Source organism: Umezawaea sp., assembly GCF_036375055.1.
In the GTDB taxonomy this organism is placed as follows: Bacteria; Actinomycetota; Actinomycetes; order Mycobacteriales; family Pseudonocardiaceae; genus Umezawaea.
This window is the reverse complement of record NZ_DASUSQ010000119.1, coordinates 1-12,854: the sequence shown is the minus strand read 5'-3', so window position 1 is coordinate 12,854 and position 12,854 is coordinate 1. Positions and strand designations below refer to the sequence as shown.

Here is a 12,854-nt window from a genome sequence, read left to right as displayed (position 1 = left end):
GCGCCGCGCACGACGGGGCTCGGACCGCTCTCGGGCGGTCCGAGCCCCGTCACCTCGGTGCGTGCTCAGGTCGGCCGACCAGCCGCGCTACTCGGCCGACCGGCTCGCGGTCAGTTGATCGCGCCCGGTGTGCGCTGGTGCAGCGCGAAGTCCGTGCGGTTGTTGTCGGTGTCGGTGCTCAGGATGTCGCGACCGCTCGACGCGCCCAGCGGCTCGGACACGAGCGTCTCGGGCAGTGCCGCGGCGCCCTCGCGCGCCGCGGTGACCGCGCTGGAGAACGCGACGCCGTCGATCTTCGCGCCGTTCGGGTTGAAGATCGCCACGCCGCCCTGGTTCGGGAGGCCCTCACCGCTGGCGACGGTCGGCACGACGTAGGTCTCGTCCACGATCGTGCCGGAGAAGTTCTGGCTCGTCAGCACGAGGAACTGGCCGAGGTTCCCCCTGGGCTGGAGCACGATGCCCTCGGGGACGACGATCGTGTTGACGAGCACGTTGCGCTGGTCGTAGACCTTGATCTGGTAGTCGGTCAGCTCGATCGCGTTGTTGCTGATGTTCCGGATCTCGATGAACTCGTCGAGCATCCCGTTCGGACCGCGCACCGACACCTCGTTGACCACCACCGAGGCGGAGGCCGCGGGCGTGATGTCGGTCGGTTCGTCGGCGGCACCGGCAACGCCACCACCAGCGAGGACGAGCATGCCCATGGCAGCGGCGGCAATCAGCGTTCGACGCATTGTCGTTTCCTTTCCAGAAGACCGGATGACATGATGTGGGATTCGGTTCTCGCTATTCCGTCTCCTCCATCACCACCAGTCTCGGGGAACGGGGTCGGGGTTCATAAGGGGCCATTTTCGGATGTTCGGGGGAAATCTGGGAATGCGCCACCACGGATGCGGTCACGTGCTGTTCCGGCTTTTCCTGCGCGAGCTGCGGACCTGCGCGGCCCACCTCTCGACGTCGTCGCGCGGCAGGTCCAGCGCCTGGCTCAGCCACGACCGCCAGTACGGGCCGGGGATGCGCTTGCCACGCTCCCACCGGGACACCTCCTCCCTGCTGACGCTGTCGTTGCCGGACGCCTCCGACAGCCTCGCGGCCAGGTCGCACTGGGTGAGTCCGCGCGACCGCCTGCACATCGGCAGGAGGTCGGTGATCGGTGGGACGACGCAGTCGCCTCGGCTCCGCGTTCCGGACACGTCTGTTCTCCTCCTCGCTGGAGTGCGGTCGCCCATTCGAGCGCCGCGGCCTGACGGCCTGAAACCCTGCCGCGCCCGAGGGCTCCGCACACCCCGTGATCGCCGCGCATATCGGTGATACCCCCGGCATGTGACCTAGGTCCCGGCCACCACCGCCGAACTGGAGTCGGGGTGGGAAAAAATACGGCCGGAATCACCGGAACGGCGCAGGGTTCGATCGGGTGAACATCGAACGTGTTCTTCTTCACCAATCGTTTTCTCCACGGGATCCGGCGCGGACGTCGAATGCGACACGCCCGAACCGACTCGTTTCGACGCTGGACCGGAAGCAGCAACGGCACGCGTCTCCGGGGGCGATGGCGCGCGGTCGCGGACGACGCGGGACGACCGTCCGGCCTGGACTTACGCCCCCGCGCGCCCAGCGCCGGAACTGTGGGAACGGCGGGCGCGCGGCGCCCCGGTCCGGGCCACTACCACCATTCGCCGGACGACGCAGCCACCCCCGTCCGCGTACGACGCCGCGTCCGCGGACTGTGCCAGGATCGGATGTCCCGCCGCTGCGGGCCGTTCTCGCCCCTACTACCACCCGCACTCCACGGGGAGACAGCGTTGACCTCCAGATCACCGAGCACGGCGGAGCTGGTCCACCTCGTGCTCGCCCGGTTCGGCGCGACCGACGCGGCGGGGGTGGCCCGCCTCTTCGCGCCCGAGGTGGAATGGCGCGCGCCGGACGTGACCAGCGCCCGGTGGACCAGCGGGATCCGCACCCGCCGCGAGGTCGAGTCGTTCTTCCTCTCCGCGTTCTCCGCGCTCGACCTGGAGGGGATCTCGGTGCACCGGCTCCTGGTGGACGGCGAGGACGCCGCGGTGCTCGGCCGGATGCGGTGGCGGCCCACGAGCACGTCCGACGTGGTCGACGCGGACTTCTCGCTGTCGCTGTCGGTCCACGACGGCGAGGTCGACGGCTGCTGGCTGCTGCACGACACCCTCGCCGTGGCGATGGCGCTCGGGGCCGTGCGGACGTGGTCGCCGTGACCGACGGCGCGGTCCAGGCGGCGGACACCCGCGGTCGGCTGCTGCGCGCCGCGGCCGAGGTGTTCGACCGGCACGGCTTCGCGGGGGCGAGGCTCCAGGCGGTGTGCGCCGGGGCGAACGTGACGAAGGGCGCGCTGTACTGCCACTTCCCGTCGAAGGAGGCGCTGGCGGTCGCGCTGGTCGAGCGGCAGTCGCTGCTGTGGCGCGACCTCGCGGACCAGGTGCTGGCGGGCCGCACGCGGCCCGCGCAGGCTCTGGTCGACCTGTCCTACGCCTTCGCCGACCGGGTCGACCACGACCTGACGGCCCGCGTCGGCACCCGGCTGCTGCACGAGGGCGCGCTGTTCGACCGCACCGCGGCGGGGCAGCTCATGGGGTGGGTGGCGGTGGTCAGGGACGTCCTGCGCCGCGCCGACCGGGCGGGCGAGCTGCGCGGCGGGCTGGTCCTGCGGCACGTCGCCGAGCAGGTCGTCTCGGGGCTGCTGGGCGCGCAGCTCCTGTCGCAGGCCTTCAGCGCCAGGCAGGACCTGCGGGTCCGGCTCGGCCGGTTCTGGCGGGCCACCCTCCCGCAGCTCGTCGTGCCGCACGTCCTGGACGCGCTGCGGTTCGACCACCCGCCCGCACCGGGTCCGCCCGCGCCGCGCACGTCGGCCGACGTGGCCGTGCGGTCACCGCGCTAGTCCGCGGCCGTGAAGCCGCTCAGCCCGAACTTGCGCTGGGCGCGCTGGTAGAAGGTCGTCCGGCCCAGCCGGACGACCTTCGCCGCGGCGGGCAGCACCTCGATGTCGATCACGGTGCCCGCGCCGACGTGGCCGATGAGCAGCCCGTCGGCCTCGACGCCCAGTTCGCCGCCGGTGACCTCCAGCGCCAGCTTCTCGCCGCCGGACAGGAACACCGCGCGGTTGAACGTGGAGTGCGGGGCGACGGGGGTGATCAGCAGGCCCTCGGCGCGCGGGGAGACGATCGGGCCGCCCGCGGAGAAGCTGTACGCGGTGGAGCCGGTCGGCGTGGCCACGACCACGGCGTCGGCGGAGTAGCTGACGAACGGGTGGCCCTCGACGTGCAGGCGCACGGCGGCCATGCCGTTGCCCGGCACCCGGATGAGCGCGATGTCGTTGAAGGCGACGGAGTTCTTGTCGCCGGTCACCGCGCGCAGGCCCGAGCGGGGTTCGGTGGTGTAGCGGTGCTCGTCGATGGCGCACAGGGCGTCGGACAGCTCGGGCGGGTCGATCTCGGCCAGGAACCCGAGCTTGCCGAGGTTCACCCCGAGCACCGGCGTCCGGTCCGGGATGCCGAGCCGCATGGCCCGCAGCATCGTGCCGTCGCCGCCGAGGCTGACCAGCAGGTCGACCCGTTCGGCGAGTTCGTCCGGGTCGACGGCGGAGACCGCGCCCCTGGCGCGCTCCACCTCCGACTCGACGCCGAACAGCTTGATGTCGCGGGACCGCGCCCAGTCGACCATGGTGCCGATCACCTGGGCGCAGTCCCTGCGCGGGTGCAGAACGAGACCCACCGCACCGATCTCCGTCATGACCCGGACTCTACGGGCGGGTCAGCTCGCCTGCGGGGCCTTCATCGCGAGGGTGGCGAGCATGTCGCGGCCCCGCTGGGCGTTGGCCGGGATGCTCAGCACGTCGTAGCGGCGCGCCACGACCTGGCTGGTCGACACGAAGTCGCGCTGCCCCCTCGTCGCGGCGTAGCGGGCGGCGGAGGTCACCATCCCGAACACGACACCGGCGACCAGGCCGATCAGGATCGGCGCGAACCCCGCGTTCGGCGTGAACAGGCTGAGGAGCAGACCTACGAACAGGCCGAGCCACGCGCCGGAGGCCGCGGCACTGCCGAGCACGCGACTCCAGGTCAGGCGCCCCGCGACGCGTTCGACCAGCATCGGCTCGACGCCGACGATGGTGATGCCCTGCACGGGGAACGCGCTGTCGGCGAGGTGGTCGACCGCGCGCTGGGCCTCCTGGTAGGTGCTGTAGGAAGCGATCGGCCATCCCTCGGGCAGCGTCGGGATGTTCACCGTCGACGGGGACTGCATGAACGCTGTCATCTCACTCACCTCTGTGAACGACCCCTCGTTGGGGCGTTTCGTGCCAGTACATCCCCTTCAACGCGCACGCCGCGCCGAATCGTGCCCCTCACGGGGACTTCACAGGGGATTCTCAGCCGACCCGGCCACCGTGTTAGCTTAGGTTTACCTAAACACTAGAACGAACGGGTGAACATGAAGCGCGCCGCCATCGGGCTCCTGACAGCCATCCTGACCGCTTCGCTGGCCGCCTGCGGCAGCGCCTCGACGCCGGAGACGGGCGGGACGTCCGGGGCCGCGGGCACCGCGTTCCCGGTGACCGTCGACACGGCGTTCGGCCAGGTCACCGTCGAGAAGGCGCCGACCCGCGTGGTCGCGCTCGGCTGGTCGGACGCCGAGACGGCGCTGGCGCTGGGCGTGCAGCCGGTCGGCGCGAGCGACTGGCTCGCGTTCGGCGGCGAGGGCGTCGGACCGTGGGCGAAGGGCCTCTACGAGAAGGCCCCGACGATCCTCGGCACCCAGGAGCTGAGCTTCGAGGCCGTGGCGGCGCTCCAGCCCGACCTGATCCTCAACACCCGCTCGAACCTCGACCAGAAGACCCACGAGACGCTGGCCAAGATCGCGCCGACCATCGCCGCGCCCAAGGACGTCATCCCCTACGGCACGACCTGGCGGCAGCAGACCGAGCTGGTCGCCAAGGCGCTCGGCAAGCCCGAGAAGGGCGCGGAGCTGATCGCGGGCGTCGAGAAGGAGTTCAAGGACGCCGCGGCGTTCGCCGGGAAGACCGCCGTGGTCGGCGCCTTCTTCGGCGGCAAGTACGGCGCCTACGTGCCGGGCGACAGCCGGGTGGACTTCATGAGGGAACTGGGCTTCGGCACCAAGAAGGACATCGACGCGCTGGCCGGGGGCACGTTCTACGTGGACATCTCCACCGAGCAGCTCGGCCTGCTCGACTCCGACCTCACGGTGATCTTCCCGATCGGCACCGACGCGGGCGTGCTGAAGGCCGACCCGGTGCTCAACGGCATCCCGTCGGCGAAGGCCGGGCACCTGGTGATCCTGGAGGACAAGGCCCTGTCGGACGCGTTCTCCAGCGGATCGACCCTCGGCACCTCCTACGCCATCAAGAACGCGGTGCCGCTTTTCTCCGCAGCATTGCGGAAGTAAGGCCTTTCCGCGCTTATCGACCGTGGGAACTTCTCTCCCACGGTCGAGAAATTCACTGACATCTCAGGTCAATTCACGGACTTGAGTCCCACTTTAGAGTGATCATCATTAGGGCATTGGAGTTAACCACTCCGGGTCGGCGCGCATCGTTCGCGCCGACCCGGGAAGTTCACCCGATATAGTGTGATCCGTCCACCATGTACACCGTGTGTGCCTGACAACAGCGCTGGTCACACCATGGAAGGACGCCGTTTTGGCCGCTTCCGCCTACACGTCGAGCCTGGTTAACGTCCTCACCGCAACGAACAATCCCATTGTTCGTGAATTGATTCCCACTACGCGCCCCGAACGGCGCGCAAGCGGATAGGCGGTATGACGGGTGACTGTGACGGACAACCCCTCGTCGGACGTGGACGCGACTCGTGCGCAATCGAGCTTGGCGACGGCCGCGGCCAGGAACCTGGCGACGACGACCAAGTCCGTGCCGCAGATGCAGGGCATATCCTCGCGGTGGCTGCTCAAGGTCCTGCCGTGGGTGCAGGCCGCGGGCGGTGCCTACCGGGTCAACCGGCGGCTGAGCTACGCGGTCGGCGACGGCCGCGTGACGTTCACCAACACCGGGTCCGAGATCCGGGTGATCCCGCAGGAGCTGTGCGAGCTCCCGCTGCTGCGCGGGTTCGACGACGACGCGGTGCTCGCCGCGCTGTCGCTCAAGTTCGTGCAGCGCGAGTACGCCCCCGGCGACCTCATCGTCGAGTCCGGGCAGCGCGCGGACGCGGTGTTCCTCATCGCGCACGGCAAGGTCAACAAGATCGGCGTCGGCGAGTTCGGCGACACGACCGCCCTCGGCGTCCTCGCCGACGGCGACCACTTCGGCGGCGACGTGCTGGCCGGTCCGCAGGGCGAGTGGGGCTTCACCGTCAAGGCGGTCACCCCCGTCACCGTGCTGACCCTGGACTGGCACTCGTTCGAGGAGATGAACGGCGCGGCGGGCGGCCTGCGCGAGCACATCCAGCACGCCCGTGCGCGCGGCGAGAACGCCAAGCGGGACGAGAGCGGCGAAGCGGCCATCGAGATGTCCTCGGGCCACGAGGGCGAGGTGGAGCTGCCCGCGACGTTCGTCGACTACGAGCTGTCCCCGCGCGAGTACGAGCTGAGCGTCGCCCAGACCGTCCTGCGCGTGCACAGCCGCGTCGCGGACCTCTACAACCAGCCGATGGACCAGGTCGAGCAGCAGCTCCGCCTGACCATCGAGGCGCTGCGCGAGCGCCAGGAGCACGAGCTGATCAACAACCGCGAGTTCGGCCTGCTGCACAACGCCGACCTGAGCCAGCGCATCCACACCCGCTCCGGCCCGCCCACCCCGGACGACATGGACGAGCTGCTGTCCACGGTGTGGAAGGAGCCCAGCTACTTCCTCGCCCACCCGAGGGCCATCGCCGCGTTCGGCCGCGAGTGCAGCAGGGTCGGCATCTACCCGGCGTCGACCGACCTCGGCGGCCACCAGGTCCCCTCGTGGCGAGGCGTCCCGATCCTGCCGTGCAACAAGATCGGCGTCAGCGCCACCCGCACCAGCTCGATCCTGCTGATGCGCGCGGGCGAGCAGAACCAGGGCGTCGTCGGCCTGCACCAGACCGGCCTGCCCGACGAGTACCAGCCGGGCCTGTCCGTGCGGTTCATGGGCATCGACGAGAAGGCGGTCATCTCCTACCTGGTCAGCGCCTACTACTCGGCGGCCGTGCTGGTCCCGGACGCGCTCGGCGTGCTGGAGAACGTCGAGATCGGGCGCGAGGGCTGAGAGCGGTCGAGTCCGTCCGGCGTAGGCAAGACAGGAGATGGGAACACACGTGACGGTGACAGATCCGGGTCTCGACGAGGTCGTGGCGCCTTCGAGCCTGAGCACGAGGGCCGCGCGCAACCTCGCGTCGACCACCAAGTCGGTCCCGCAGATGCAGGGCATCACCCCCCGGTGGCTGCTGCGCGCGCTCCCGTGGGTCGAGGCGGGCGGTGGCGCGTACCGGGTGAACCGCAGGCTCACCTACGCCGTCGGCGACGGGCGGGTGAGCTTCACCAGCACCGGGACCGCCGTGAAGGTGGTGCCGCAGGAGCTGCGCGAGCTGCCGGTGCTGCGCGAGTTCGCCGACGACGGCGTGCTCGCCGCGCTGGCCGAGCGGTTCCAGCAGCGCGAGTTCGCCGCGGGCGAGGTGGTCGTCCAGGCCGGGCGCGCGGCCGACGAGGTCGTGCTGATCGCGCACGGCAAGGTCAGCGCCACCGGTGTCGGCCAGTACGGCGAGGAGACCTCGCTCGGCGTGCTCGCCGACGGCGACCACTTCGGCGACGAGGTGCTCACCGGCACGGTCGACGAGTGGCCGTTCACGGTCAGGGCGGTCACGCCGGTGATCGTGCTCGTCCTGCCGTGGCGGGAGGTGCGGGCGCTCAACGGCCAGGCCGACGCGCTGCGCGCGCACATCGAGGCGTTCGTCGCGCGGTCCGGCAAGCCGAGCAACCGGGCCGGTGAGGCGTCCATCGAGCTGTCCTCCGGCCACGAGGGCGAGGTGGAGCTGCCCGGCACGTTCGTGGACTACGAGCTGTCGCCGCGCGAGTACGAGCTGAGCGTGGCCCAGACCGTGCTGCGGGTCCACACCCGCGTCGCGGACCTCTACAACAAGCCGATGGACCAGCTCCAGCAGCAGCTCCGGCTGACGGTGGAGGCGCTGCGGGAACGGCAGGAGCACGAGCTGCTGAACAACCCGGACTTCGGGCTGCTGCACAACGCGGACCTCAAGCAGCGGCTGCACACCCGCACCGGCCCGGTCACGCCGGACGACATGGACAACCTGATCAGCAGGCGCCGCAAGACCGCGTTCTTCCTGGCGCACCCGCGCACGATCGCCGCGTTCGGCCGCCAGCTCAACCAGCGCGGCCTGTACCCGACCCCGGTGGACTACCAGGGCACCAAGGTCAACACGTGGCGCGGGGTGCCGATCCTGCCCTCGAACAAGATCCCGATCAGCTCGCACGGCACCAGCTCGATCCTCGCGATGCGCGTGGGCGAGCAGGAGAACGGCGTCATCGGCCTGCACCAGACCGGTCTGCCCGACGAGTACGAGCCGGGCCTGTCGGTGCGGTTCACCGGGATCGACGAGAAGGCCGTCATGTCCTACCTCGTCAGCACGTACTACTCGGCGGCCGTCCTCGTTCCCGACGCGCTGGGCGTGCTCGAACACGTCGAGATCGACCGCTGACAGCGCTGATGGAGGACTGGCAATGACCGAAGTCGAGGACAAGCGGGCGATCCGCTCGGCGCACGAGGTGCTGTCGTGGAGCCGGTTCGGCGTGGAGCCCGCCCTGAAGGCGGCGGTCGAGAGGCTGCCCGAGTCGATGGGGATCATCGCCGGCTACCACTTCGGCTGGCGCGACGAGCACGGTCAGGCCACCGGCGCCAACGGCGGGAAGGCCATCCGCCCCGCCCTGACCCTGCTCGCGGCGGAAGCCGTGGGCGGGGTCGTCACCACCGCGATGAGCGCGGCGGTGGCGGTGGAACTCGTGCACAACTTCTCGCTGCTGCACGACGACGTGATGGACCACGACACGACGCGGCGGCACCGGCCCACGGCGTGGAGCGTGTTCGGGATCAACTCGGCGATCCTCGCGGGCGACTCGATGCTGATGCTCGCGCTGGACGAACTGGCGTCCAGCGGGCACCCGTCCGCCCAGCAGGGCATGCGGATGATCAGCGTCGCCGTGCAGAACCTGCTGGACGGGCAGGCCTCGGACCTCGCGTTCGAGGAGCGCGGGGACGTGGACCTGCTGGAGTGCGTGCGGATGGCCGAGGGGAAGACCGGCGCGCTGCTCGGGTGCGCCTGCGAGATCGGCGCGCTGTTCGGCGGCGGGAACCCCGATCAGGTGGCCCACCTGCGGGGGTTCGGCGAGGCGCTGGGGCTCGCGTTCCAGTTCGCCGACGACCTGCTGGGGATCTGGGGCGACCCGGAGGTGACCGGGAAGCCGGTGTTCTCCGACCTGCGGAACAGGAAGAAGTCGCTGCCGGTGGTGGCGGCGTTGAACTCCGGGACGGAGGCCGGGCGGGAGCTGGACGCGCTGTACCACTCGGACGTGCCGCTGTCCGGGGACGACCTTCGGCGGGCCGCCGACCTGGTGGACCTGGCCGGGGGGAGGGCGTGGAGCCGGGCTCGGGCCGATGACCTGCTGGATCGGGCTCGGGAGCACCTGACGGCGGCCGAGCCGTCGGCTCGCGCGGCCGCGGAGTTGGACGCCGTGGCTGAACTGGCGTCGCACCGGGACTTCTGAGGGTGGCGTCCGTGCCCCGCGTTCGTGGAACGCGGGGCACGGTGTTCCTCTCGGCAGCCTCGGCTTGCAGCGGGTGCGGCCGATGTGACTCGGGGACCCCTCGATGTGCCCCTTGATCGGCCATGGTCACCTATTCGTCGGCCTTCTTCGCCGACAGGGTGACTTCGACACCGCAATCCACGACTTCCCCGGCGCTGGGCGTCTGCCCGGTCGTGATCCAATTCCGGTCGTTGATCAGCAGCCTGCCCTGCCCACTGGCGTCGCGCTCCAGCAGCACGTACAGCCCGCTCGCCTGCATCGTGTCCTGAGCCGCCTGGTGCACCATCCCGACCACGTTCGGCACCGTGCACGTCTTCACCGCGGGCTTGCTCGGCTCGGCCGCGGACGTCCGCGTCATGACCTGCGTGGTGCTGACGGTCCCGCTCGACGGCCCCTGCGAGGGCGACGCCCCGCAACCCGCCACCAGGAACACGGGCACGGCGACCAGAACTAATCGGACCACGACCACGACAGACCTCCGATGCGTCGACTCGCCCGGCACCCCAGAGTGGCACGGGACGCTTCACCTTGCTTGAACATACCGCCCTGGTTATATTGCCGATATGGCATCTACGTTCGCGGTGCTGGCCGATCCCAGCCGCCGGGAGATCCTCGACCTGCTGCGCGCGGGCGAGCGCCCCGTGGGCGACCTGGTCGACCGGCTCACGCTCACCCAGCCGACGGTCTCCAAGCACCTGAAGGTGTTGCGGGAAGCGGGTTTGGTCGACGTGCGCCAGGAGGCGCAGCGGCGCTGGTACCGCATCCGACCCGCGCCTCTGGCCGAGGTCGACGCGTGGCTCGCGCCGTACCGGCGGATGTGGGAGAACAGCCTCGACGCCCTCGAACGCCACCTGGACGCGATGCCCGACGACCCGACCCCGCCCGGCCCGACCCCGCACCACGCCACCCCGCCCGACCCGACCCCGCCAGACCCGAACCCGCACCACGCGGCCTCGCACCACGCGATCCCACCCACCTCGACCCCACGCGACCGGACCCCGCACCACCCGACCCCGCCGGACCCGACACCGCACGGCTCAAGTCCACCGGCCCCGAGCCGACCCCGCACCGCCCCGCACGAAGGGAACCAGGGATGACCGCGAAGCTGGAGACCCTCGGCGGAAGGCCCGTGCTGAGGTTCGAGCGGACGGTGGCGCACCCGCCCGCCAAGGTCTGGCGGGCGATCACCGAACCCGGTCACCTCGCCGCGTGGTTCCCGGCGGAGGTCGAGCTGGACCTCTCCCCCGGCGCGACCGTGACGTTCACGTTCCCCGACCAGGCGCCGGTGGACGGCACCAGCTCGGGCGAGGTGATCGAGGTCGACCCGCCCAGGGTGTTCGCGTTCAGCTGGAGCGGTGACGTCCTGCGCTTCGAGCTGTCGCCCAGCGGCTCCGGGTGCCTGATCCGGTTCAGCCAGGTGATCGGCGGCCACCGGAGTTCCGCCGGGCGGAACGCCGTCGGGTGGGACGTGTGCCTGGACGCGTTGGACGCCCTGCTGGACGGGCGGGAGTTCGAGGCGCCCACCGCGTGGCTGGAGCCGATGGAGGCGCGCATCCGGGAGTTCGGGCTGGACGAGGGATCGGTGGAGGGCAACCGGATCCGGTTCGTCCGCGACCTGGTGTGGAAGCCCGCGGGCGAGGTGTGGGCGCTGCTGGTGGAGGACTCCTCGCCCGTGGTGGGCGGGGAGCCGCCCGCGCGGGCGACGAACGCGTACGTGCCGGTCGAGCCGCTGACCGCGGTGTCGCCGCCGCACGTGCTGGCCTACGGGCCGGTGCGGTGGGAGGTCGTGCACGACCCGGAGCAGGGGACGCGGGTCGAGGTGACGCACGACCTGCCCGCCGGGGCGGACGCGGCCACCGCGCTGGCCGCCTGGCACGTCCACCTGGAGCTGTTCTTCGCGGCCTCGTTCGGCGAGGTCCGGTGCCCGTGGCCTGCGGAGCGGACCGAGGAGCTGCGCGAGCACTACGCCCGGCGAACCCTGCGCGGGAATAGTTGCAGCATCAACTAGGTTGGGCATCTACGTAGGTGACACATCAACCCAGGAGGCTCGCCGACATGACCAGGAGCACCTCGCAGCCGAAGGTGGACGTGCGGCGGTCCGCCGAGCGCGACGCGACCAGGATCTCGTGGCTGGACTCGAAGCACTCGTTCTCGTTCGGCCGGAACTACGACCCGGCCAACACCCACCACGGCCTGCTGCTGGTCAACAACGACGACATCGTGACCGCCGGCGCCGGCTTCGAGACCCACCCCCACCGCGACATGGAGATCGTCACGTGGGTGCTGCAGGGCTCGTTGGTCCACCAGGACTCCGAGGGCAACCGCGGCGTCATCTCCCCGGGCCTGGCCCAACGGATGAGCGCCGGGACCGGGATCCTGCACTCCGAGAAGAACGACTCCTGGCGCGTCCAGGGCGGGCCGTCACACGACGAGCCGGTCCGCCTGGTCCAGATGTGGGTCGTGCCCGACGAGCGCGGCATCCGGCCCGGATACCAGCAAGAGGAGCTGCCCGACTCCGAGCTGCGCGGGAAGCTGGCGGTCGTCGCCTCGGGGATGGACGCCCACGCCCAGACCGCGGCGATCCGCATCGCCAACCGTTACGCCGCGCTGCACGCGGCGCGGTTGGGCCCGGCCGAGACCATCGTGGTGCCCGACGCCCCGTACGTGCACCTCTTCGTCGCCCGAGGCCGCGCCGACCTCGAGGGCGCCGGCCGGCTGAACGAGGGCGACGCCGTGCGCCTCACCGGCGCCGGTGGTCAGAGGCTCTCCGCCGTCGACGACGCCGAGGTGCTGATCTGGGAGATGCACGCCGCCGCCTGAGGTCGCTCGTGACCGACTTCAGCGCTCGATGGTGAGGTCCCGCAGGTAGAACCAGTAGGTGCGCTTGCGGCACACGCCCCATAGGGCCCACAGCTCGGCGAACATCTGCCAGGTGCGCTTCCAGCCTTCGACCAGGCCGAACTTGTCGCGCTTGGTGCGGTGGGTCACGCCTCGCATGACCCGGGCCGTCGTAGGCATGCGGCCCTCGGTGATCACCTCGTTGAGCATGATCTCGATCGTGTAACCGTCCCGCTTGG

At 70.7% G+C, this 12,854-nt stretch carries 14 protein-coding genes and 1 pseudogene; 9 read left to right on the top strand and 6 right to left on the bottom strand.

The genetic code is table 11. From position 1 onward, the window contains the following. Window positions 1–110: 110 nt before the first annotated feature. On the bottom strand, window positions 111–734 hold the full coding sequence (locus VFZ92_RS30025) for a lamin tail domain-containing protein (protein WP_330879436.1): 624 nt from the start codon (window positions 732–734) through the stop codon (window positions 111–113). Window positions 735–896: 162 nt separating this feature from the next. Continuing rightward, entirely contained in the window at window positions 897–1,193 is a 297-nt protein-coding gene (locus VFZ92_RS30020) for a helix-turn-helix transcriptional regulator (RefSeq protein WP_414720060.1), read from the bottom strand. 609 nt (window positions 1,194–1,802) lie between these two features. On the opposite strand from VFZ92_RS30020, the gene VFZ92_RS30015 reads away from it, so the two are divergent. Together VFZ92_RS30015 and VFZ92_RS30010 are read left to right on the top strand one after the other, a co-directional pair. Beyond that, window positions 1,803–2,228, top strand: a complete 426-nt coding sequence (locus tag VFZ92_RS30015; protein WP_330879435.1) for a nuclear transport factor 2 family protein — start codon at window positions 1,803–1,805, stop codon at window positions 2,226–2,228. Beyond that, window positions 2,225–2,908 carry a ScbR family autoregulator-binding transcription factor gene (locus VFZ92_RS30010; protein ID WP_330879434.1) on the top strand — a complete coding sequence of 228 codons (684 nt, stop codon included), beginning with the start codon at window positions 2,225–2,227 and terminating at the stop codon, window positions 2,906–2,908. Before VFZ92_RS30015 ends, VFZ92_RS30010 begins: the two co-directional genes overlap by 4 nt. Here VFZ92_RS30010 and VFZ92_RS30005 read toward each other — a convergent pair. Further along, a complete protein-coding gene (locus VFZ92_RS30005; protein ID WP_330879433.1) occupies window positions 2,905–3,759 on the bottom strand; it encodes an NAD(+)/NADH kinase in 855 nt (284 codons plus the stop codon). The two genes, VFZ92_RS30010 and VFZ92_RS30005, sit on opposite strands and share 4 nt — an antisense overlap. A gap of 21 nt (window positions 3,760–3,780) precedes the next feature. Beyond that, entirely contained in the window at window positions 3,781–4,284 is a 504-nt protein-coding gene (locus VFZ92_RS30000; RefSeq protein WP_330879432.1) for a general stress protein, read from the bottom strand. Window positions 4,285–4,458: 174 nt separating this feature from the next. Here VFZ92_RS30000 and VFZ92_RS29995 point away from each other — a divergent pair, with 174 nt between their 5' ends. The 4 genes from VFZ92_RS29995 (at window position 4,459) to VFZ92_RS29980 (ending at window position 9,738) form a co-directional block, all read left to right on the top strand. Next, the gene (locus VFZ92_RS29995) at window positions 4,459–5,430 is read left to right on the top strand and encodes an iron-siderophore ABC transporter substrate-binding protein (protein WP_330879437.1); all 972 of its coding nucleotides are present in this window, start codon (window positions 4,459–4,461) and stop codon (window positions 5,428–5,430) included. 379 nt (window positions 5,431–5,809) lie between these two features. Continuing rightward, complete coding sequence (locus tag VFZ92_RS29990; protein WP_330879431.1) at window positions 5,810–7,228, top strand: family 2B encapsulin nanocompartment shell protein; 1,419 nt, start codon at window positions 5,810–5,812, stop codon at window positions 7,226–7,228. 49 nt (window positions 7,229–7,277) lie between these two features. Then, entirely contained in the window at window positions 7,278–8,675 is a 1,398-nt protein-coding gene (locus VFZ92_RS29985; RefSeq protein ID WP_330879430.1) for a family 2B encapsulin nanocompartment shell protein, read from the top strand. A 22-nt stretch (window positions 8,676–8,697) separates the two neighbouring features. After that, window positions 8,698–9,738, top strand: coding sequence for a family 2 encapsulin nanocompartment cargo protein polyprenyl transferase (locus tag VFZ92_RS29980; RefSeq protein ID WP_330879429.1), 1,041 nt, complete (start codon window positions 8,698–8,700; stop codon window positions 9,736–9,738). A gap of 130 nt (window positions 9,739–9,868) precedes the next feature. On the opposite strand, the gene VFZ92_RS29975 is transcribed toward VFZ92_RS29980, so the two are convergent. Beyond that, on the bottom strand, window positions 9,869–10,240 hold the full coding sequence (locus VFZ92_RS29975) for a hypothetical protein (RefSeq protein WP_330879428.1): 372 nt from the start codon (window positions 10,238–10,240) through the stop codon (window positions 9,869–9,871). Between the two features lie 100 nt (window positions 10,241–10,340). Between VFZ92_RS29975 and VFZ92_RS29970 the strand changes: the two are divergent. The 3 genes and pseudogenes from VFZ92_RS29970 to VFZ92_RS29960 all read left to right on the top strand — a co-directional run. Next, window positions 10,341–10,646: pseudogene (locus VFZ92_RS29970) on the top strand (ArsR/SmtB family transcription factor); the annotation flags it as partial. A gap of 224 nt (window positions 10,647–10,870) precedes the next feature. Further along, the gene (locus tag VFZ92_RS29965; RefSeq protein WP_330879427.1) at window positions 10,871–11,785 is read left to right on the top strand and encodes an SRPBCC family protein; all 915 of its coding nucleotides are present in this window, start codon (window positions 10,871–10,873) and stop codon (window positions 11,783–11,785) included. A 47-nt stretch (window positions 11,786–11,832) separates the two neighbouring features. Further along, window positions 11,833–12,597, top strand: coding sequence for a pirin family protein (locus tag VFZ92_RS29960; RefSeq protein WP_330879426.1), 765 nt, complete (start codon window positions 11,833–11,835; stop codon window positions 12,595–12,597). An 18-nt stretch (window positions 12,598–12,615) separates the two neighbouring features. On the opposite strand, the gene VFZ92_RS29955 is transcribed toward VFZ92_RS29960, so the two are convergent. Then, window positions 12,616–12,854: hypothetical protein (locus VFZ92_RS29955; protein ID WP_330879425.1), on the bottom strand; the 239-nt coding region annotated here is incomplete at its 5' end.

What these genes read in the sequence shown, in the direction of transcription:
- VFZ92_RS30025 (WP_330879436.1), bottom strand. Translation starts at nt 734, where the DNA reads ATGCGTCGAACGCTGATTGCCGCCGCTGCCATGGGCATGCTCGTCCTC.
- VFZ92_RS30005 (WP_330879433.1), bottom strand. Translation starts at nt 3,759, where the DNA reads ATGACGGAGATCGGTGCGGTGGGTCTCGTTCTGCACCCGCGCAGGGAC.
- VFZ92_RS30000 (WP_330879432.1), bottom strand. Translation starts at nt 4,284, where the DNA reads ATGACAGCGTTCATGCAGTCCCCGTCGACGGTGAACATCCCGACGCTG.
- VFZ92_RS29995 (WP_330879437.1), top strand. Translation starts at nt 4,459, where the DNA reads ATGAAGCGCGCCGCCATCGGGCTCCTGACAGCCATCCTGACCGCTTCG.
- VFZ92_RS29980 (WP_330879429.1), top strand. Translation starts at nt 8,698, where the DNA reads ATGACCGAAGTCGAGGACAAGCGGGCGATCCGCTCGGCGCACGAGGTG.
- VFZ92_RS29965 (WP_330879427.1), top strand. Translation starts at nt 10,871, where the DNA reads ATGACCGCGAAGCTGGAGACCCTCGGCGGAAGGCCCGTGCTGAGGTTC.
- VFZ92_RS29960 (WP_330879426.1), top strand. Translation starts at nt 11,833, where the DNA reads ATGACCAGGAGCACCTCGCAGCCGAAGGTGGACGTGCGGCGGTCCGCC.